This is a genomic window from Bacillus sp. FSL M8-0063 (genome assembly GCF_038005545.1).
In the GTDB taxonomy this organism is placed as follows: domain Bacteria; phylum Bacillota; class Bacilli; order Bacillales; family Bacillaceae_G; genus Bacillus_A; species Bacillus_A wiedmannii.
The window spans coordinates 32,118-52,940 of sequence record NZ_JBBOTJ010000005.1 but is presented as its reverse complement, the minus strand read 5'-3'; the positions used below and the strand labels follow the sequence as shown (position 1 = coordinate 52,940).

Here is a 20,823-nt window from a genome sequence, read left to right as displayed (position 1 = left end):
TACAGTAAGAATTACTCTGGTGGTTTCAGAAAAACTCACACTATGAACCGACCAACCAATTTAACAATGGATATATATAAGATTTGTACATATTTTTTACACGAGTTTTATACTGGGGAACCCATTAGATCCATCAATGTTTCTTTAACTAACTTAATCAATGAAGGCGAAGAACAAATTTCACTATTCGATAATGTAATACAACGAGAAAAAGAAATGAAACTAACTAAAGTAATGGACGAAATACGCACTAAATTTGGAAAGAACAGCATATTAAGAGGGATTTCGTATACGAATAGTGCAACAGCAAGATACAGAAACACTTTGTTAGGGGGACATAAATCATGAACAACGCTAATATGCCAAAAGGAAGAGGAATGGTTAAGTGGACTCCATTTGCAGCGATGCCAGAGCAATTCGCAGGTATCCGTGAAATTATTAAAGACAAGACAAAAGTAGAACGCCCTTCATTAACACATGATGAACAAGAACGTATTGAGAACATGCTATTATGTTCATTGTTATCTGCGGAAGAAATGCTGATTACTTATTACGAAGGTGGATTTTTACTTACTAACTATATGACTGTTGTTGATATTGATCCACTGAATAAATCTATAATTTGTACCGATGCATTTTACAATAATATAACGTTGAAATTTATCGATATTATTGATGCAAAATAAAATAAGCCGCCCAACAGGACGGCTCTTGTTTTTATTTAACTTCATACCAAAACTCTTTACGGACAAGGTATTCTTCCATTGCTTTTAATTGTGTATCTGATGTTGGATCTGTTACTACAAAAATTAATCCATCTCCTTGAAGTAGAAATGTACCTGTCATATTAAGAGATTTCATAGCTCCTGCTACATCAGGAGTTTCGTATGGTGAGAAAGCTCCTGTTTGAATGATATTTTGTTTAGATGGTTGAGTAGGTGCAACACTTGAGCTTCCACCTCCACATTCTTGTCCAAAGTAAGCAAAGATTACAGCTGAGGTGATTGCGTCCACATTCCACTTATCCATATCTCCATCGTTATCGATAAACCCTGCTTCCACCAAGAAGAACGGACAGTTAGATGAGCGAATTACTCCTATGTCCGGACGAATTTTAGCTCCGCGGTCTGTCCAACCAGTACGTTTAGCAATTTCTGCTGAAATACGAGCTGCCATAGGCGCTTCCTTTTCCGAGTAACAGAGAACTTCTACCCCATGAGCTTGACCGTTATGAGCATTATTATGCCAAGCAAAGCCTACATCGTTTGGTCTATCGTTGATATTCCTAACTTGGTTACCAACGACAGCGCTCTTTGTGCGACCCACATTATCAGTGTCGTCCTCTACAGAATGACCTAATGCACGTAACTTCTTAATAAAATCTCCGTTAGTTTGATCTCCTAAAAGGTGTTCTTTCCTGCCACCATAGTTAGCACCCGGTACAATTCCATTATGTCCTCTATGACTAGACACTCTCATTATTCAACATCTCCTTTTTCATTTGTTGGATCTGTACCATTTCCATGACTTGTCCAAATACCTAGCGCAATACCAAATAAATAAACAGCTTGTTGGATCTTTTCTAAATTACCTTCAAACCCAGTTACTCCGAATACCGATAAAATTAGCCCGAAGCATGAAAATAGCGCAACCCATGTTTTCCAGTTGCGCAAACGTTTTAAAATATTTTCTTTTGTAAGTGGCATCTTACACACCTCCTTTCAGAAGTAATCCAATCAATGCTGTTATAATTGCACCAATTATGATGCGGAGAATCCATGTAGTATTAGCGCTGATTTTCTCAATACTTTCTTCTATTTTTATTACCTTACTTTCCACAACTGCAAGACGTACTTCCATGCCCTGAATCTGTGATTTATTAGATTCACAATCCTTGCATTTCTCCACTGTTATCACTCCTTTATGCAAAATAAAAAGAGAGACAGTTATGTCTCCCTTTTGTTGTAAAAGCCGTATTTTGTTGATTTTTTATTTACTAATAATGTTCATTTTTTTTAAATAGTTATATGCGTCGATAAAGGAATTATCTTGATTAGTTTTTTTATTTTTTTGTTCTTTTCTATTGCTAATTTCTTGTTTGTCTGGGAATTGAATTACATTCATACTTTCCACCTCTTGAATTCTGAATTATAAACCTATTGACTTAATATCAACATCTTTAATTTTTGAAATGTCTTCTTCAAGATTTGATTTTGCATATTCCATATTCACTTTCATTCCTCTGTCATTCCAGATTTTATACAACTTCATGATATTGCTATATCCATTAGTAGGATCTGCTGTTGCTCTATAATTACATATGACTGGATATAAAACCGCAACGATTGAGCAATAAGATTTCGCTAAAGGTTTATAAAGGATTTTTTCATCAGATAATCCATTTAATACAGCTGTACTAAAAAACTCTAAATCATTTAATATATCTAAGCCACCATGCTTCTTTGCTTCCGAAATAAGCGTTTGGACTTCTGGAGTTTTATGGCTATCATCTGGAAAAAACAGATCATTCATCGGATTAAGTTTATCAATAGTGGCAGCAATAGTAATTTTCCCAAGCACTTTATTAACCTTAGGTATATACTCTGAAGAAAACCATTTAAGATATTCAATACTTTTTTCAACTGCTGCACGTTTATTTCTTATATCCATGTCTTGTTTAACAACTTGCAATTGTTTTAATGCAATTATCACAGTAGTAAGTAGACCTATGCCGGCTAGATAATACAACGCTTCTAAAATTGGTTTAATTTCACTTATTACGTATTTTATCGAATCCATTTGTAAATCTCCTCTTCTTATAACTTTATATTACAATCTTACAAGAAAAGGTATTGGTATTTCTACTTATTTATAAGTTTTTAACTGAATTTTATTCTAACTTTTTATAAATTTCATTCTATATGCATCCGTTAGTTCTTTCGCGAAATACCCATATATAGCGGTAAGGGATTTGCACCTTGTATGTGCTGTTAGTTCCCCATTTACACCTCATCTAACTACGGGCCTCGCTAACAGGAATTCTTCCAATGTTTTTATAAACTCATAGCTTTGCTTATAAAAGGTTTTGGCTTCATCACGGACACTAGGCGAGCAACTGAAAAAACGTTCGAAAACAGGTGAGTATCCGCTATTTGCTTCTTCTCTATTTAAATAGAAACCAATCTAATCCGTATTTTATTAAATCTGTTCTGGTTCGAATACATCTAATGCATTTAGAAATTCAGGTAATGTTTTCAAAAATAAATACCCTTGTTTTAGAAAATTATCAGATACAGGAGCAACAGACGGTTTGAACTTATGATTCGCATATTCAACTGGCGTTTTGCCTTCTTTACACGCTTGATAATTCACATAAAAACAAATGGACAAATCTAAGGTTTCTTTGTTGCCATTGATGTTTGTAATTTTCATATAAGCTCCATCTAATGTGATACCAGATCCCAGTGATTTATTAAGCTTTAGCCCCATCAGTATTACCTTCTTTCTCTTTTTGCTGATTTAATTGCGCTTCTAGTACTCTATTTTGTTTTTCTAACTGATATATAATTAAATCTTTCTCACCTAACAAAATGAATAAATCTTCTACATTTATTTGACCCATTTTTATCCTCCTAATAACACCCAATCATTGACTGAGCTAGTTCCTTTTGCTTTATACCATTTATCATTTGATGAATCATAATAATCTTGTCCGAATGCTCTTGGTGTAATAGCTGGTTTTCCAGTGCCGGTTCTTGTTCTCGCTAGTTCTATCCAACCTACACTATCAAAAATTCGAAATCTCTCATTTGGTTGATCGTAATACATTTCGCCTGCACCTGGTGCCGAAGGTGCTTTCCACCCTAACTGCAACCATGTGCTTGGATCCATTCTGATTTTTCCATCATCACGAAGTTGTAAAAGAACGGAGTTCGCACTTGAATTTCTAAAGGCGATAGAATTTCCTGATGCCGTAATAAATGTATCGCCTGAAGCTGATTTTAAAATTTCACGTGATAGACCATCTTTACATTTATAAACAATTGCCTGATTATCCGCTAAGTAAAATGCTATATTACTAGTGATAACGGCATTTCTAAAATCCAATCCCGCTTGATATTTACCAACTATTAATCCTAATGAATCCTGTGCACCTTCAAATACCATTGAATAATATGGTTTATTCGTTTCTTTTGTTCCACCAACGCGTATACCAGCCGTAATTGGGTACCTTCCACCGGAAGTGACGTTTAATCCAATTACATTACCGCGATACCAATCCCATGATCCATACAAATCACCTTGCATATTATTCATATCAAGCTCATAGCCCTGAGCATTCACCGTTGCGGCTAACCCTTGCGTAACTTCTGTAAGAGTATTAAGTGCCCAAATATCAGGTTTCCCTTGGCTTCCAGTCTTTGCTGCTGCATATATAGCTACTTTGTGACCATCTTGACCAGTTCCTGTTGTTTCTGAACCATTCGCATCCATTTCGACCGCCATTGCGTAATGTCGATGTGTACCACTACTTTTACTCATAATATAATGGGTAACAACTGTCGATGCACCTTGTCCAATAAGCGCATTAAGAGGATCATGTGCCGTTTGGTCTTCTGAATTATAATCAATTACACAGGTCTCTTTACCGTGCTTGAAATTACCTAATGAGATGCCGTTTAAGAAATAATCGCCTTTTAAATCAAAAAAGCCAACTAACGCTGTATTTAATATGCCATTACCTTCCAAAGTAATATTTTCATTTAATTGGAAATCTCCAGTTAGGTTAAAATGGCCGTTAGTGAATTTTATTGTCCCACCATTTGCTATGTTGATGTGATCTATTGCTTTCCTGAAAGCTTCCGAATCATCAAAAGAACCGTCTCCAACCGCGCCAAATCGTTTTATATCAACAAATAGTTCTTTAATTTTCTCTTGCTCGCTATCTAACCTTTCTTTTAATGAATCATGTAATACATTGTCTTTATCTAAGCGAGCGTCTGCAACTTCAGGATTATTGTTACCAGTGCCATTGATAACAAGATTCTTTATACGCTCATCATGCTCATCGAATTTAATTCGCATATAGGTTCCTTGTTTATTCACAAAGTTCATTGTTCTTTTCTTGTTTTCAATCTCTTTTAAACGATAATCTCTCGATAATCCGTTTTTTTCTGGGGTTAAATGGAGTTCTAAATTATCATTCATCTAAACACCACCTTTTTAATCAAATTCGTTTTTTAATAGTTTCTTTTATTTTTCTAACCACACACGGAATATCCGTGCATATGCTTTCTTTCCTTTAACCTTATTCCTCATACGTAAATAAAAACTTTTGAGTTCCCCAGTCGGAACGCCTAAATCATAACTAAGTTCCACATCATCGTTTTGTGGTGGTGCGGTAGTCTGTGTGGATGAAGCCTTACTCATGATTTGCTGACCACTATCGGAAGAAACCATTGCGATTTCAACCTCTCCACCTTCTTCAGTGAAAATTTGCGCTTTTAATTTTACATATTGTGTTTTGTGTTCAAACGTATAAAACTGACAATTGTCTAGTTCGTCATGGACGGATGTTAACCACCAACCATCTTCCACTACATTAATCCCGCGATATGGCGGATAGTGTCCTGCAATATCGAAACCGTATTGTAAATAACCATCTATGATTGTTGGATATCCATCTGGTCGAGTGATGCGAATCATTCCACCGTTATAATCACTTCCACCTGAACCATGATGCACGTATTTCTGAGGATCATCAGGATTAATCATCCACATTCCTGTATAATCCGTATACACATACGTATTAGCATAGAGTCTCTTTTGTAATAAGCTTAAATTACCACCATCATCTAGTAATTGTTTCAATTGATTTTCCGCTACAGTAAAGTTTGCTAATATATCAGATGGCTTCTTAGTAATCTTTCCGAGTGTATATACTTTTGGTTTGCCCTCATTCGAGAAGTCTTGAACTTCTACAACTCTAATACGAACATCCAAATCAAATGGATCAATAATACACCATACATAGTCACCTTTATTGATATATTGCCAACCTAATTCTTCTGCTTCGACTGCTGTTAAATTAACAACGATGTCGATACTATCGTTTAATTCGCGTTTAATACGTTCCAGTAGCGAATTGTAGTCGGTGTATCTTTCGTCACGTACTGGCTTAGCGTGCTTAACCCCGTATATATCAGCAAGTGGACTTTTGTATTCAGCAGTGACCACATATGAACCATCTTCATTTTTTTTCCCAAAACCTTTTATATATGTGAAAAAGGAAGTTGTATCTATTTCCCTTGAAGGTTCTTTTATATTAAAAAAATACCGAAACTGTTCATCGGTATACGTTCCAATTTCTTTTTTGATTTCAATTGTTTTTTCGATTACATCAAACTCCGCTCCAAATTTTTCAAGAATAGATTTCACTAATGCAAGAGAGTTATCATCGCCAAAATTATCAACCTTTACACTTACAGGCATATCGGGTGTATGAATGATTTTAGGAGTATATCCTGTCCCTTTTAATGCAAATGTCAATAAAGATCCTAAAGGGAATATCCCTGTAATCTCCTCATATATGTGATTGCCATTTAAATCATCAAATACTCGATGAAATGCTTTACAGTTGGCGATTACTGTATCACCTAACGTTTTTTCTTTGAAACCTTTTATAATATATTCTTCATTATCATAAATAAAATAATTTTGATTACGGATTAATTGATATGCTGCTTTATTAATTTCAGTCTTGATAGCAGTAACATCTATATATTTATCACCGTTTACTACATCTTTTCTAGAAACCTCATAATCCGTGACCATTTCTTCTTGTCCAGTTATAGAACGAATATACAAGTCTATTATTCTACTCACCACACTTTCTATAAATAATAGAACCTAAAATCGAATTCAATTTGAAAAGCTCCTGATGTTCCCGACACTACAATGTCGTTCCATCCAGGAGCTAATCTAATTACTTTTCTATTTGTACTTGCAAACACTGTATTACCATTTTTAAAGACGCGGACTCGATTGAGTTCTACTGTGTCACCTACAGCGGTTGGGATGTTCAATTTAAAAATATCACCTGTTGTTCGATTTGTGATTGTTAATCCATTTGTAGCCCCACGAACACGAATTACTAGCGGTAATTTTCTTGGATCTATTTCTATATCGCCTGCATTAAAAATACGGAAGGAGGTTGTTGTCGGCTTGTAAATCAAGTCTTCAGCGGGTAAGTTTTGTCCTATTTGCCATAATTCTGAGTCGAATGTAAAGTCATCCATTGTGGTTCCAACTGATTCCGCTAAACCTTTCGCAGAAGTGAATGTTAACTCTACCGAGGACTTCACATATCTTAGAGTACTAATTGTATATGGATGCACCTTTACCAACCAGCGTTTTCCAGGTTCTCGATTATCGATAATATAAAATGACTCTTTACTATGAAACAATTTAAAAATTTCATTTCTCAATAAAGCAACATCGTACATATCTCTTGCGACCATATTAAATCTAGCATTTAAATTCCGTTGTTTCATTGTGGAGCCAACATCAATTAAACCATCAACCCCATCTACCTCTTCATATCTATTATCATAATTAGGTGATTCAGGATCAAATTCAATTAATCTCAAACCAAAATCAGCCGTATTTAATTTAACGCCATTCAGTCTTTGAATTATTAAACTCATCCCATTCTCACCCCTGATAAATACATTTGGTTACCCATTCTTCTTCCTAACTCTTGTTCAAAAAAATCAACCATTTGTAGCATGTCTGTTTCACTTGCGCTTCCGTTATAATTCAGTACCACTGATATAGGAGTATTGTTATTTGTAGTGTTTAAAGTTCTTGCTTGTTGACCTTGCACAGGAGCGTTAGCTGCAATATCAGGAACATCTAATAAATTCCCGAGTAAACCTTTTACCTGCGGAAAAGCTAGTTTAATACTGTCAGAGATTGGCCCGCCAAAATCCAGATGGTCTAAATCGCTTAACGGCCCTGTTTTTGCAGGAGAGAAAGGTAAGAAATCACGAATCGATCCAGCGATATCAGAAATCGTTCCTGTTACCTTAGATTTCATACTTTCCAAACCTTTCATTAGCATATCCATAAAGCCTTTTCCTGCATTATAGAAAGAATTTGCTATATCTTCAAAAACGCCGCCAAAAGCTTTCCCTAAACCTTTTACTATCCCAAGAACAGCATCAGCGCCGAGCCTCATATTCCCTTTCATCATTTCCCAAGCGCCACTTGCTATTTGCTTGATACTTTCCCAAGCTCCTTCCCAGTCTCCTGTTAAAACATTCACGAAAACACCAATAACCCCTAAAATAACATCTAGTGCACCAGATATGATTTGTTTTATAGCACCCCAAACTGACTGTACGACACTTTGCATCGCAAAGAATACGGTTTGAACAGCCGCTACCATTGTTGTGACATGATTTATAACATTCGCTTTAACAAAACTCCAAACCGCTTCTGCGATTTGCATAATATTATCTCCGTTTTGTTGCCAAAAATCTTTTAACTGACCGAAAAGTTGTTGACCAAAACTAACGATTGCATTCCAAATTGGTATTAATACTCCATTTAAAATGAAATTCCACGCCGTTATGGTAGCAATTTTTATCATTTCCCATCCTGTAATAATTGCGTTTCTGAATCCGTCGCTGGTATTCCATAAATATATGAAACCAGCAACTAAACCAACGATTGCAGCTGCTACCACCCATACTGTTGCACTCATTGCCATTAATCCTGTTATAAGCGGGCCTATTAACATCCAGATGGCGTTCCATGCTGCCAACATACCGTTCCATAAACCAATACCTATAGCTAGAGGCGATAACAGTAAGGTTAACGCAGGAACTAACATAATGATCGATTGTATTATAAGAGCTAATGTAGGATGCGCCTGATTAAATAACGTTACTAGTTCAAATATTTTCGCTGCAAAGTTAACTATAGGAGTCATCAGCATTCCGAAGGCGGTAACCATAGGTTGAACCGCTGTAATGAAAGCACCTTTCATTCTTTCCCAAGCTAATCCTAGTGGAGTTAATGAATCTTGAAGTTCCTTGATTTTTTTATCAGTTTCTTCTTTTAACCCTTGTAATTCCGTAGTTGCTTGAGATCTCGCTAAACTCATTTTCTCTTTCCATAGTCCAACATACTTTTGTAACTCAGGTTCGGTCATTTTGGATATGGCTTTTACTTCTTCAGCTGATTGTGGTCCCATTTGAGCGAGATAATTGGCGAATTCTGAACCTGCTCTTTGCGCTATACTAGCAAGATTATCTTTCCACCTACCTAATATCCCTACCTGTTCCTCAAGGTTCTGCATTAGTTTCTTTCCACTTGTCTTTTTCATTTGTACTTCTTCAAATAAATTCCAAGCATTCATGATTTCTGTTGTTCTTTGCTGCACTGCATCTCTATAAGTAGTCATCGCTTCCTCTTGTTGTTTATAAATTTCAGAAGGATCTGGTCCTTTAGCTGCCTTAAATAACGCCGCATAAAAGAGACCCGCTGTAACCGCAGCCCCCAATGCTACCATTTGAAATCTCATTAATCCTTGTGTAATCATCATGGTCATGTTTCTTAGGTCTTTCATACTTGCAGTTGGACCTAACATTTTCAAGGCGAGTACTGAAGCGTTACCTGCATTAGCCAACCTATTAAGCCCATCCGCCGCACGTAATCCCGCGCTATTAATTGAATATAGAGGGTTTGCCATTCTTGCGTAATTTTCACGTATACGAGTCGCTTGAGTAGTCATATTTTGCATATAACCAATAGTCTGCAACATACCCATCATAGCTAACCTATTTGCATTAATTGCTGCATCAGCTGCTGCCTTTTGCGCTTTACCTACCCTTTGTACTTCTGCCATGAACTCTCTAGTTGTTCCAGTATAATTCTTGGATGCTTGCGCTAATTTAAAATATTGATATTGAGCACCAATCATTTGGTCTTTTACCCCACGCATAGCAATCGATTGCTGATAGTGAGCGCTTCTCATTTCGCTGTACATCCGTCTCGCTTCTTCTGATGTTCCTCTATAAGCGTAACGGATACGGCGCCCTAAACTATCATAACGAGCACCAACTTCATCAGTTAATCCACGAGCCGCATCTGCTACTCCATCACCAATATGACTTAACTCATCGTTTACCCGCTGTACATCACGACGTATATTACCTGTTTCTAACCTGGTATCTATCTCAACGCGACCATCTGCCAATTATCTCACCTACCTTTCGCCTTATCTTTTTGCGCATCCATTCTTTTTTGGAATGCTATGAATTCCTGTTGTTCTCTAATAGCTTTTGCTTTCGGAAGATCGTATAATTCTTTCATTTTCTTAATACGTTTCCTCTCGTCAGCATTAGTCTTATCTTTCGGCGGAATATCACATGTTCGATAATGAAGCGCTTGTCCCATTGGGGATTTGCTAGAAAGGTTACGGAAGAGAGCCATGAACTTATTCCATTGCATTTTTCCTTGCTGTTCAATTAGGTCGATATTATAGTCAAACAAAAAAGAGGAAAAAATCCGTTCGGCATCCACTACAAAATCTACAGTAGGGATTGTCGGCGCTTTTTCCTCTTCTTTCTCTTCTATTTCTTTAATCTTCTTATTCATTAACAATTTCAAATCAATATCTAACCTGTCTTTTAAAATATCTACAAACAACATTGATTTGCGTTCTATGTCTAACTGATTAACAGCCACTTTATCTATCACTAACATATTTAGCGCGATGTCCGTTTTAAGATATTCATTAATACTTGCATCATCGAACAACTCGAACAATAAAAGGATATTATCAAAGGATAAGTTCAACTCTAAACGAACGCCATTCCATGTATAGAAGTCATATCCACGTTCGGTTAATTTCAGCATTATTTCTTCACGTTATTTAGATATTTATTACGTGTTTCATCTGCCTTTTTTTGAGTTTCATTAAAGTAAAGCTCATTTAAATAATGAACAAGTCCCATTAAGTTTGCAGAGGCTTTACCCGCTTTTTCATATAATACTTCAAATGTTCCCTCACCTAAGAAAGTTTCGACAATATCTTTAACTAACTCTTTTTGTTTTTGAGCTGCTTCATCGATTGATTCGTCTGTAGCTGTTTCATAATCTAGTGCATCTCCAGTAACATCTTTAATCCCTTTATCAAATCGTTTAAATGCTTTTTGATACTTTGTTAACGCCTCATCGTTAAACTCCACTTGATACACAGTACCAGCTACATCTATTTCTTTATATGTCTTTTCAAATTCAAATTTAAATTGTGTCATATCCATTTCTCCTTTTTAGATAATAGAAAAAGAGCCGTATTAACGACTCTTCATTAAGGTGTAACAGGTGCTTCTGTGAATGTTGGTTTCCCATCGAACGAGATAGTGAATTCAATCTCACCCTTACTGTTCGCATCGCCACCTGGTGCTTTAATTTCAGAAATTGTTGCCTTACCTTCCCATTTGTCTCCATTCGGTTCTGTTACTGTAAATGTTGTCTTACGATCAGGGCCAAACTTATTCAGCAAACTAAAGATGTAATCTTGCGCTTTGTCCCCATAGAAACGATGACCTTCAAAGCCATAACCAAGCATACCACCCGTAACATCACGTTCCGCAGAACCGCCACCATCATAGTAATATGTCTCTTCTGTTTCTTCGTTATTGTCTGGATCAACAGACGTTATACCTTTTGCAATGGCAGCTTTTGTAGGTGTTTGTCCGCCTGGTGTTATGTCGATTTCGAATTTATAACCATAGTTCAGTAAAAATGACATATATTAACCTCCTAATTCTAATTCCACACTAAATAGCGCGGTAAATATCCATTCATTCGCTGTTGTTTTCTCAACAAAATTAGGCTCCACATACACATTTAATCTTCTTAGTGTATAGGAGCCATCTAAAGCGTGAAAAACACGCCTATGAACGTTATTTAGTTCTCTTGTGATCAATTCCATTGTATTGTTTGCTTCTAATTGATTACTGCTTTTTGCAAGTATTTGAATTTGTTTATTGATGATTTCACCTTCGTAATATTGCTCTCCTGACGCTGACGGAATCATTCGTATAGCAATACTTTTTCGTGGTGCATCATTTACTCCTATATCCAATAAATCAGCTTTTATAGGAGCGAATAGGATACCTGTTGGCAAAGTAGCGATTAAATGCTTCTTGACCGATTCTATTAGCCATATCATATTTACCCTCCTATAAATTCCGTTTTATCTCGTTTTCTACGATTCTAGTCCAATCCATAACATGCCTAGCCTTTGCTTCCTCAAACCAGAGACCTCTGGCATTAGGATTGACATCTGTTGAGAAATTATATTGAGGATTATAGTAGATTCTCCGAGCATAAGGAGTATTCCATTCAATATGTCCCTCTCCCGGTCTACTGAATCTAATGCCCGACCTCTCTACCTCACCTGTATCTTTTGGAATATAGAAGTTACTGTCTTTAAGAACCTGCTCATCCAGTGCAAATTGCGCTTTCTGAGTAGCTTCCATTACCTTTCCTTCGATAGCAGGTGCATCAACTCGAATATTCACTCGAATCATACTAGTCGCACCTCCACATGGTGAAGAATGCTTCTATCATAAAAGTCACTGACTTCACTAACGGTCATTTCTTTTCCGTTGAATATAACTTTAGATTTTTCTTTAAAAGTTATTGGTGTTGAGTGTACTGCATCATGGAATAACAGTGTTTGCATGACTGTACTATCACCATTACCATTCAACACGACTGTCTTTTTAGGCTCAACTCGAACCCTTTCAATCGTTACAGCAGGTTTATAGTTGTCGCTACCACCCCAAGTATCATCTTCACCTTTATACTCCAAATACTGAATTGTGTGGATTAACAATGAACGTCTGATTGGTTTAGCCATTCACACACAACCCCGCATAAAGCAATCCAGTAGGGCTTAAGAACTTCGGGACTGAGATTGCATACTGAGCATAGAAACTAGGTGAATCGTCTGCTCCTGCACTCATTCCATTCTCAGAATAAGAACCGACATCAAAACCGCCACTACCTTCACTTACAGTTGCAGAAGTTTCGCCATTGATTGCTAAAAACTCAACTTGAGCAGCAGTAGCTTTCTTGACCTGTTTTTTAATAAAAGGCGCTAACTTATCAAAATCAACGCCTTCCAATTTGTAATTTATAACGTGGTCGATTTGGTCACTAGCTCGATTGATTAACCTATCTAATAGCGCCACATCCGATACCGGAGTACCTTTGTATTCGTTATTGTAGTAATCAACATCTATATACGGCATGTCATCACCTACTTAGCAGTAGACTTTTTCGGTACTTTTAAATCAGCTAATTCTTTTTTTAACTCTTCAATTTGGTCAAGAGCTTTGTTGTATTCACCTAACGTGACATTACGTCCACCTGTAGCACGTTTGATTACTTTGCCTTCTTCAGTAATCTGGTCAAACCCATCATTCAAATAGCTAGGGAGAAAGTCTTTTTCAATGTGCAATACTTTATTCAAACGTTGCACTTTTACTGTGTTACTCATTTAACACCATTCCTTTCGTAATAAGAAAAAAGAGAAGCTGTAAAAACTTCTCTTTATGCAGTAGTGATATTGAATTTAACACCTGCTACTTTTGCACCTAAGATGAATACATCCCAGTATTTACGCTCGTAGTAAAGGTATTTGCCACCTGTAGCAGCGCTTGGAGTATCTAAGTCAACGAACTCGTATTTTTGTGGAGATACAACTGCTAAAGGATGAGCTAAGATCATGTTGATTTGCTTTGCAGCGGCATCCGGAACAGCACCATTAGTAAAGTTGTACGCTGTTTTCATACGAGAAGAAGGAACAGTAACAATTGTCACATCGTCTAATGAGTACACATTACGGTTGATGTCTTTCCCGCCACCTGCAACTTCTAACGTACGTTGGATTCCTTCTGCTTCTTTTAATAACTTTTTAACAGCAGGAGTTACATAAAGTAAACGACCATCTTGTGGCACTTCTGCTTCATCCTGTTCTAACATCATTTGATCAAATACATCTAAGATGTTCGCAGCAGTTAATACCGTAGCATCTGCAGTTTTCCCTGCTCCAGTGAATTCAGAGTATAATTTTGAAGCCATATATTTGTCATGCTCAGGGATACTTTCTTCATTAAGGAATACACGCGTAATATTAGCAATCGATACAGCCATATTAGTTTCGTCAATGTCTACTGGATCAACTAAAGTACGGAATTCACGGTCATGACCTAAAGTCTTAGGCTCAAATGAGTTATCAACACGACGAGTGTAGTTCCCTACAACGTCACGGTTAACGTCTGTGTATCCGCCTACTTTGATGCTTGGAATTTGAATCGTTTTAGGACCTGTCCATTTAACGATATTGTTATTAGGTGTGTTGTATAACGCACCGAATGCAGACCCTTGTGCAAACTTTTGTACTAATGCCTCTTGATATTGTACAGCGTAATTCAATGTAGCCATGAATAAATCACTCCTATTTTCATATTGTTTTAGATAAGTTTAAATGCTGAAGCCCATTGCTCTGCTTCAGTCGGCGTTTTCTTTTGATGCTGTCCAGTTGTAAATGTAGGCTTGGGAGTTCCTTGTGGTTCTTCCACTACACCTTTAAAATGAGGAAACTCTTCAACTACCATTTCGATAGCTTTCGTAATATCTATATCTTCACTAACCTTTGTTTTCGCTAGAGTAATAACTGCATTTAAGTTCTTTTCTTCTGTAATGCCTGACTTAATCGCAGCGTTTTCTGCTTGTAAATTAAAAAGAGACTCATCTTTTTCTTTCAATTGAGTCTCAAAAGTTGTTAATTTTTCATTTGTCTTTTCTTGCTCTGTTTTAAGAGAATCTTGATGTTCTTTCCATCCTTTTAGTGCATCTTTAAGTTGATCTGCATTTTCTACACCGAGCTTCTTAAACAGAACTGCTTCATTATCCTTTTTAGCAACATCCATCTGCTCTTGAGTGAAAGTAACAGGTGGTTCTTGATTTGTCGGCGGTGTAGTTTCTGGTGTCACTACATTCGGTTCACCTCCTTCCGGTGCAACTGGTGGATTATCTCCCCCTTCAGAGAAGAACTGCATTTCGTTTAATCGTAATCTGAATGGTTTTTTCATCGTAATTCCTCCTATACAATACTTTCGCGGTTATATTGGCGTTTACGCTTCGTTCGATGAATAAAATCTCTCATATTAGCTTGTCGTTGCGAAACCTTATTCTTCGCTTCTTTCACGCCTTCTGCATCGCCTAACGCTTCCATAACCTTTACTTCCTTCTTCGCTTTCCTAATTTGTCGCTCTAAGCTTCTTTGCTGTTGACTTTCCTTATATACTCTAGAGTTCTCATCAGTGTCATACGGTTCATAACGCTTCGTTGATTTACCTTGAATATAAGGATAGAGAACGTGACGGCAGTTAACGCCTAATAACCCTGCCGCTTCACCGTACGATGTACTGGAAAACGGAGGGTATCGCTTGCTCTTTCCGCTTTTAGAATAAATACGACCTTGATAAGGATTGCAGAGGGGTCTCGCACCTAAGTGGCTACTAACTTCTATCAGATCTACATCGTATTCATCCATGCGAGCCATTTGCATCTCATTCGCTACGTTCTGACTAACAGAACGGCTTATCATATTCACGTAGGCTTCAGTACTCCAACGTTTACCCGCCTTATCAATCAAAGCAGGGATTCCACGTTGCGACCACTCAGAAACGGTTTTCCTAAGTGCCTGTTGTGGCGTTATGACACCGCCTAACAGTTTACCTACTGTCTTGTTTAAAACATCCAGATAAACCTGTTGTGACTGCTTCAGCATCGTTGTGTTTATAAGGTTCAGTGTATCTAACGCTTGTTGCTCGTAAGTATTGAGTATGCCAATTAGTGCGGCGCTTGTGTGCATTGCAGGAGCAGCAGCTAAACTACCCGCTTGTACTGCTTCCTGATATAACGGCTCGTGTTGTTCTACCGCAGTGAAACCAGCACCTTCTAGCATCTTCCGCACTTCTTCAACCGTTTTACCGCTATGACGGGAGATTGTATTCATTTGCTGTTGATTCAACTTGCCTAACTTATTTAGCTGTACTATGCGCCAATGTTGATATTGGTCAAAGTTCTCGGCAGTAAGTAGCAATTCCCTATCATACTTGAGCATTCTGGCCATGTTTAAAAGCAACTCTTCTTCGATTGCATTGTAGATATCTACTACAAACATAGAGAGTTGCTGTAACTTCTCAGGAGGGAGTGCCATTACCCTTCATCTCCTGGACTCTTATTCTGTTTTATATTGTTCATACCGAAGAAATCCACTCCTTCAGGCATAACCAGTTTATTTTCATTTTGAATTTCTTCTACTATTCTCTCTGCTTCTTCTTCAGAAACACCATGTATCTTCATAATGGCTAACTTTTTAGTTGTTAAACCATTCATAACAAGTGTAACTTGTTTGTTGATTTCTGCTGTCTGGTCCTCTGCAATAGAGTCATCAAAGGTAACGGTAACTTCATAATCATCTGTACTCTCGAACTCATCATACAAAGCAGCAATTTCGATAATGATATCAACTAAATCACGAATACCATCCTCAATAATCGTTTCATGCGACTGCTTTGTTCTGAATGTCTTGGAGTTTTCACTCACAACTTCAGTGGCAGTTTTTACTCCTTGTCCGTCAAAACTAAATGCTCCAGCCGAGAAACCGACCTGCATGGATACATAGTTTAATAATGCATTAATAGCAGCTGTGTGCTCTTCTACACGCAATTCTACTGATATATCTTGAATCTGTTTTACTCCATCATCGAAGTTCATCGCTTCATAGACTTCATCAGTGGCATCAAAGTATCTTTGCGGTATGCCTGATTGTGGATCTATAACAGTTCTGATTGCTGAAGCAGGTACCACAATACGTTTCTTACCTAAAACAAACTCCCGTTGGAAGCTATCAAACGCAATGTCAAGTGATTTCAGCGTACTTAGTGCATTAGCATAAAGTGAGATTCCAAGTGGTGAAGTTAAATCCAAATTGTTTGCTGTATTCGGTTTAAAGTATACAAACATTGGTTTAGATAAGTTCTCGATCCGCACTTCTTCGTCTAAGTCAGGATATAAAGTAGATAAGGAGACTTTTACACCTAAATCACCTTGATTCTTACTCTCATACAATTCATTCTTGATGACGTATTCTTCACCTTCAACTAAGTGCCACTCAAGAAGTGTGTACTTTTTATCTCCCTTAGAGATTTCGTTAACGAATAAACCCTCGGTAATATGTTTGTTGTCCCAAGCGATTGGAATAAAGCAGTCTGCTGTAACATAGGAAAGTTTGATTCCTTCATCCCAGTAAACTTTAATTACCATTCCACCTAAAGCAAACGTGTACTCTAGATACCTCTGAAACTCCTTAATGAAGTTATTTTTATCCAGGATATTCTTAATATCATCCGATAATGTTTTATCCGATATGTTGATTGAGCACTTCTCATTAAAGATAAGAGCAGCCATTTCTTGTGAGATTACTTTAGCCATATTTAGCGAAGCCATTCTTCTACTCTTCTGCCCTTCAATCGTATGATACTTAACGTTATGCCAATCATCATAATGACCGCTATATAACGACTTCCACATATCAATATGTTTGTAGGATTCTTCATTAACAGATATATCCTTTTTATCGGATATTTTCTTAATCCCTTTAATTAGGCCCATTTTATATAACACCTGCCTTATACCGGAGATGAGTCTTTTATACAACGCATCACCCCCTTACTAATATTTAAGGTTTAATTTCTGTAGATTATCATTCACATAATACTGGAATGCATCACATGTATGGTCATCTACCTTAATTACTTCAGGATTCGGAGTTTTTAATGTCTTCGCTTCCCACTGATATTTCTTGTGTTCTTCATAAAATATCTTGTTGTTCTCAGTATCCAAAATAAAAAAGCGTCCTTGCGACAATAGGTCATAGACGTTTTCAATCATTTCGACTTTTCTCTTTTTTGCTACTGGATGCAATCTAATGCCATAATCTTTAAAGTATTGGTTACGTAATCCACCCTCAGCGGAATCAATTGTTTGTTTATCGATATATCTATTAAATTCTTTTGTAGCATCGGTAACGAATTTGTTCAGGTCTGTCGAGAACTCACTAGGAGCACGTTTAACGACCTTATTCTCAGGTGAATAGTAATACGTATCGAGCAGTATGACGTTACCTTTCTTCGTCAATCCAAAGGCTAGATAAGTAGTAGCAGAGACTTGGTGACCTGTATCTATTGCGATATCGATAAGGATTAAATCATCATCTTCAGGCAATTGATCTATTTTCTTGAAGTTGTTCATGTTATAGACCATATCACCTAGACCAATAACTTCTCCGCCATACATCCAGCGCCAGTAATCTTCGTCATGTATCTTATACTTCTCAATCTTCCTGATCATCTGCTGAGACAAAAATCCTTTTTTATCATCCATGTATGTTGAATGGTGAATAAAATAGTCGTCGTCTCCTGCTTTACTATCCAGCCACTCGTTAATCCAACTGTAGGGATTTCGTGGTGGGTTGTATGAGAAATACACCTTTACTTCCTTACCTTCGATTTCTTGACGAATGAAAGTATCTTCAACGATATCGATATCCTCTACACCTGCGAACTCTGCTGCTTCCTCAAACCATAGAGACATTACGTATCCCTTAGCTATCTTGGCAGACTTAAGTTTCAATGGATCGTCACAACCATAGAAGTAAAAAGCAGTATTGGTTTTCTTATGTCTAATGATTAATGGTGACTTACCAAAGTAAAATTCACCTTCGACACCAAGCATATAAATAGCCCATTTGATTTGCTCATATATAGAAGTTGAAAGGTATTTACCGACTTTCCTCAAGCAAACTACATTGCCCTGTTCATCCTCTAAAAAGTCCGTTATAAGCTTCATAGAGATGACCGATGACTTCATAGAAGAACGTCCACCTTTTGCAACGATATGAGACTGTTCAGCAAGCCATAACGAATAGAAATTGGCATTCATCAAGTCCATGATATTAACTGTCTTGGTCATCTTGCATCGCCTTTCTCATGGCTTCCTTATCGTTTACAATGATTACGCGATTACCATTGCTGGAGTCGTCTGTAAGTTCCTTAACCTCAGCTTTCATCTTCTCAACATGTACCTTCTGAGCTTCCATCTGCATACGATGTCTTTCCTCTTCAATCTGACGCTTGAAGTTATCAGGAACTAAGTCGAAGTACTGAGCTAATTTATCCAGAGCTTTCATCTTGTCTGCAAGTTTGATGGAAACACCATCTCTACCTTGCTTTACTTCAGTAATAATAGACCCATCTACCACTTCATGATCTTGTAAGTCAACAAAATTCATCATTCTTGTAATAGGAGTTCCATCTTCACTTTCAAACTCAACTTCCCTTTGTCCAAAAGTCACATAGTTAGTAATATCAGCAAAAGCGATTTTAATGTACTCTTTCAGCACATCCATTGCTTCAACGAATACATTCTCAACTAACTCACCTTTAAGTTCCTTTATATAGGAAGAAACTCGTTCGCGTCTTAGTAATCTACTTGCCTGTACATGAGCGCTTTCTTTGGTGTATCCACTTTTTAGTGCAGCTTGTGTACCATTGAAGTATTTCACGTAATACAAGCAAAAGAGCCGTTCCTTTTCGGACAGCTCTTCATCTTCTAAAATCTCTTTTAGTTTTTCTTTCGTTTTGGGATTTTTAACATTAGTAACGCTCCTTTTTGCAATAGTAACGTTACCATTCATTTGTTCATCCCATTTATCTTGCGATTTCCACTTTCTGATTTGCGAAGGCTTGAGGTTTAACTCAGCTGCAATATCAATAAGTGGCTTCTCACCTTTACTCGCTTTATATATTTCAAATGCTTTATCACGATCTGGACTTCGTTGCCTAGCCATATCCACCACCTCACACGCTAATCGCTTATATAAAATAAAAAGCAGCTGATTCGCTACTTTAAAGTAAATGATCTAATCTTGAGTTATTTGTACTTTTTCGACCAGATAAAGAGTACATAATATCCTGGTGTTTAATCATTCTCTGATGATTACGAGGTATTTTAAAATCCTTTCTTCGCTCCTTCAATGCGCTGATAACATTGATATCTATACTCAGTGCATTCGCTAACATATTAGGGTTATATCCACTGTCCAATAGCGAAAGGACCTCATAAAAAATCGACTTCCCACCAACAGATTTGAACATTTCTTTTTTAAATCTATCTCTTTCCCTAGCTCTTTCCTTCTGTAACGCAATCATCTGAGGTGTCGTAACCCTATGTTTCCCTTTTTCAATGTCTCTTACAGCATCCTCTAGTTTAGCCTGTTTAAAAGCTTCATCGATTTCAGGAATCATTTTTACATGTTTGTACTTTGCATTTGTATTTTTAATATAGTCAGTGTATAAAACCGGGAACTCCTCTTGCACCTCTTTATTTAGCACTGTTTTATATTCAATCATATAAGTTATCTCTAATAATGAACGCTTTAACGGACTATCTTCTAATATATAAGCCACTTTATTGAACAGGTGCGCATAATCTTTAGTATTCGAATAACCATTAAAATGAGCATGAACCCTAGTCTTTATTTTAAAAGCTTTGCCTACATAAACAATTTTGTCATTATGATCGGTGATTAAGTAAACCCCGCTGTCGTGACTTTGTATTTTATTATTAAACTCTTCAAAACTCATAAAGTTTAATTCTTCCACGCCT

Annotated in this window: 28 protein-coding genes; 2 read left to right on the top strand and 26 right to left on the bottom strand. The window is 37.0% G+C overall.

Annotated elements, in window-relative coordinates:
• Positions 1-348, top strand: a 348-nt coding sequence (locus tag MKX31_RS28770) for a DinB/UmuC family translesion DNA polymerase (RefSeq protein ID WP_445661312.1), incomplete at its 5' end; no start/stop codon positions are given.
• Positions 345-686, top strand: a complete 342-nt coding sequence (locus tag MKX31_RS28765) for a YolD-like family protein (RefSeq protein ID WP_340981984.1) — start codon at positions 345-347, stop codon at positions 684-686. The genes MKX31_RS28770 and MKX31_RS28765, both read left to right, overlap by 4 nt.
• 31 nt (positions 687-717) lie before the next feature.
• On the opposite strand, the gene MKX31_RS28760 is transcribed toward MKX31_RS28765, so the two are convergent.
• From MKX31_RS28760 to MKX31_RS28635, 26 genes are all read right to left on the bottom strand, one after another.
• Entirely contained in the window at positions 718-1,479 is a 762-nt protein-coding gene (locus tag MKX31_RS28760; protein ID WP_340981982.1) for an N-acetylmuramoyl-L-alanine amidase C-terminal domain-containing protein, read from the bottom strand.
• Positions 1,479-1,706 carry a hypothetical protein gene (locus MKX31_RS28755; protein WP_340981980.1) on the bottom strand — a complete coding sequence of 76 codons (228 nt, stop codon included), beginning with the start codon at positions 1,704-1,706 and terminating at the stop codon, positions 1,479-1,481. The genes MKX31_RS28760 and MKX31_RS28755 overlap by 1 nt, the downstream gene beginning before the upstream one ends.
• Position 1,707: 1 nt before the next feature.
• Positions 1,708-1,860, bottom strand: coding sequence for a hemolysin XhlA family protein (locus MKX31_RS28750; RefSeq protein WP_445661315.1), 153 nt, complete (start codon positions 1,858-1,860; stop codon positions 1,708-1,710).
• Between the two features lie 129 nt (positions 1,861-1,989).
• A complete protein-coding gene (locus MKX31_RS28745; protein ID WP_340981978.1) occupies positions 1,990-2,124 on the bottom strand; it encodes a hypothetical protein in 135 nt (44 codons plus the stop codon).
• Between the two features lie 24 nt (positions 2,125-2,148).
• Positions 2,149-2,799 (bottom strand): DUF4760 domain-containing protein, encoded by a 651-nt coding sequence (locus MKX31_RS28740; RefSeq protein WP_340981977.1) that lies wholly within the window; start codon positions 2,797-2,799, stop codon positions 2,149-2,151.
• Between the two features lie 399 nt (positions 2,800-3,198).
• Positions 3,199-3,489 carry a hypothetical protein gene (locus tag MKX31_RS28735; protein WP_340981976.1) on the bottom strand — a complete coding sequence of 97 codons (291 nt, stop codon included), beginning with the start codon at positions 3,487-3,489 and terminating at the stop codon, positions 3,199-3,201.
• Positions 3,473-3,622 carry a hypothetical protein gene (locus MKX31_RS28730; RefSeq protein ID WP_340981975.1) on the bottom strand — a complete coding sequence of 50 codons (150 nt, stop codon included), beginning with the start codon at positions 3,620-3,622 and terminating at the stop codon, positions 3,473-3,475. Before MKX31_RS28730 ends, MKX31_RS28735 begins: the two co-directional genes overlap by 17 nt.
• A gap of 2 nt (positions 3,623-3,624) precedes the next feature.
• Positions 3,625-5,208 (bottom strand): glycosyl hydrolase family 28-related protein, encoded by a 1,584-nt coding sequence (locus MKX31_RS28725; RefSeq protein ID WP_340981974.1) that lies wholly within the window; start codon positions 5,206-5,208, stop codon positions 3,625-3,627.
• A 45-nt stretch (positions 5,209-5,253) separates the two neighbouring features.
• A complete protein-coding gene (locus MKX31_RS28720; protein ID WP_340981973.1) occupies positions 5,254-6,885 on the bottom strand; it encodes a phage tail protein in 1,632 nt (543 codons plus the stop codon).
• Positions 6,886-6,893: 8 nt separating this feature from the next.
• Complete coding sequence (locus MKX31_RS28715; protein WP_340981971.1) at positions 6,894-7,706, bottom strand: phage tail family protein; 813 nt, start codon at positions 7,704-7,706, stop codon at positions 6,894-6,896.
• Complete coding sequence (locus tag MKX31_RS28710; RefSeq protein WP_340981970.1) at positions 7,703-10,264, bottom strand: phage tail protein; 2,562 nt, start codon at positions 10,262-10,264, stop codon at positions 7,703-7,705. Before MKX31_RS28710 ends, MKX31_RS28715 begins: the two co-directional genes overlap by 4 nt.
• Before the next feature lie 5 nt (positions 10,265-10,269).
• Positions 10,270-10,926 (bottom strand): Gp15 family bacteriophage protein, encoded by a 657-nt coding sequence (locus tag MKX31_RS28705; RefSeq protein ID WP_340981969.1) that lies wholly within the window; start codon positions 10,924-10,926, stop codon positions 10,270-10,272.
• Positions 10,926-11,327: a hypothetical protein gene (locus MKX31_RS28700; RefSeq protein WP_340981968.1), complete on the bottom strand. Its 402-nt coding sequence runs from the start codon at positions 11,325-11,327 to the stop codon at positions 10,926-10,928. Before MKX31_RS28700 ends, MKX31_RS28705 begins: the two co-directional genes overlap by 1 nt.
• Positions 11,328-11,380: 53 nt before the next feature.
• Positions 11,381-11,824 carry a phage tail tube protein gene (locus MKX31_RS28695; RefSeq protein ID WP_340981967.1) on the bottom strand — a complete coding sequence of 148 codons (444 nt, stop codon included), beginning with the start codon at positions 11,822-11,824 and terminating at the stop codon, positions 11,381-11,383.
• Positions 11,825-11,827: 3 nt separating this feature from the next.
• Positions 11,828-12,247: a phage tail terminator protein gene (locus MKX31_RS28690; protein WP_340981966.1), complete on the bottom strand. Its 420-nt coding sequence runs from the start codon at positions 12,245-12,247 to the stop codon at positions 11,828-11,830.
• Positions 12,248-12,257: 10 nt separating this feature from the next.
• Positions 12,258-12,608: a minor capsid protein gene (locus MKX31_RS28685; RefSeq protein ID WP_098831615.1), complete on the bottom strand. Its 351-nt coding sequence runs from the start codon at positions 12,606-12,608 to the stop codon at positions 12,258-12,260.
• Positions 12,605-12,940, bottom strand: a complete 336-nt coding sequence (locus MKX31_RS28680) for a putative minor capsid protein (protein ID WP_340981964.1) — start codon at positions 12,938-12,940, stop codon at positions 12,605-12,607. Before MKX31_RS28680 ends, MKX31_RS28685 begins: the two co-directional genes overlap by 4 nt.
• A complete protein-coding gene (locus MKX31_RS28675) occupies positions 12,933-13,334 on the bottom strand; it encodes a hypothetical protein (protein WP_340981963.1) in 402 nt (133 codons plus the stop codon). The genes MKX31_RS28680 and MKX31_RS28675 overlap by 8 nt, the downstream gene beginning before the upstream one ends.
• 8 nt (positions 13,335-13,342) lie before the next feature.
• Positions 13,343-13,582 carry a hypothetical protein gene (locus MKX31_RS28670; RefSeq protein WP_340981961.1) on the bottom strand — a complete coding sequence of 80 codons (240 nt, stop codon included), beginning with the start codon at positions 13,580-13,582 and terminating at the stop codon, positions 13,343-13,345.
• A 53-nt stretch (positions 13,583-13,635) separates the two neighbouring features.
• A complete protein-coding gene (locus MKX31_RS28665; protein WP_340981960.1) occupies positions 13,636-14,529 on the bottom strand; it encodes a capsid protein in 894 nt (297 codons plus the stop codon).
• A 29-nt stretch (positions 14,530-14,558) separates the two neighbouring features.
• A complete protein-coding gene (locus MKX31_RS28660) occupies positions 14,559-15,179 on the bottom strand; it encodes a hypothetical protein (RefSeq protein ID WP_340981959.1) in 621 nt (206 codons plus the stop codon).
• 11 nt (positions 15,180-15,190) lie between these two features.
• Entirely contained in the window at positions 15,191-16,312 is a 1,122-nt protein-coding gene (locus tag MKX31_RS28655; RefSeq protein ID WP_340981958.1) for a phage minor capsid protein, read from the bottom strand.
• Positions 16,312-17,814 (bottom strand): phage portal protein, encoded by a 1,503-nt coding sequence (locus MKX31_RS28650; protein WP_340981957.1) that lies wholly within the window; start codon positions 17,812-17,814, stop codon positions 16,312-16,314. The genes MKX31_RS28655 and MKX31_RS28650 overlap by 1 nt, the downstream gene beginning before the upstream one ends.
• 15 nt (positions 17,815-17,829) lie before the next feature.
• Positions 17,830-19,128, bottom strand: a complete 1,299-nt coding sequence (locus MKX31_RS28645; protein WP_340981956.1) for a PBSX family phage terminase large subunit — start codon at positions 19,126-19,128, stop codon at positions 17,830-17,832.
• Positions 19,112-20,005 (bottom strand): terminase small subunit, encoded by an 894-nt coding sequence (locus tag MKX31_RS28640; RefSeq protein ID WP_340981955.1) that lies wholly within the window; start codon positions 20,003-20,005, stop codon positions 19,112-19,114. The genes MKX31_RS28645 and MKX31_RS28640 overlap by 17 nt, the downstream gene beginning before the upstream one ends.
• A 58-nt stretch (positions 20,006-20,063) precedes the next feature.
• Positions 20,064-20,819, bottom strand: a complete 756-nt coding sequence (locus MKX31_RS28635) for a GIY-YIG nuclease family protein (RefSeq protein WP_340981954.1) — start codon at positions 20,817-20,819, stop codon at positions 20,064-20,066.
• Between the last annotated feature and the right edge of the window lie 4 nt (positions 20,820-20,823).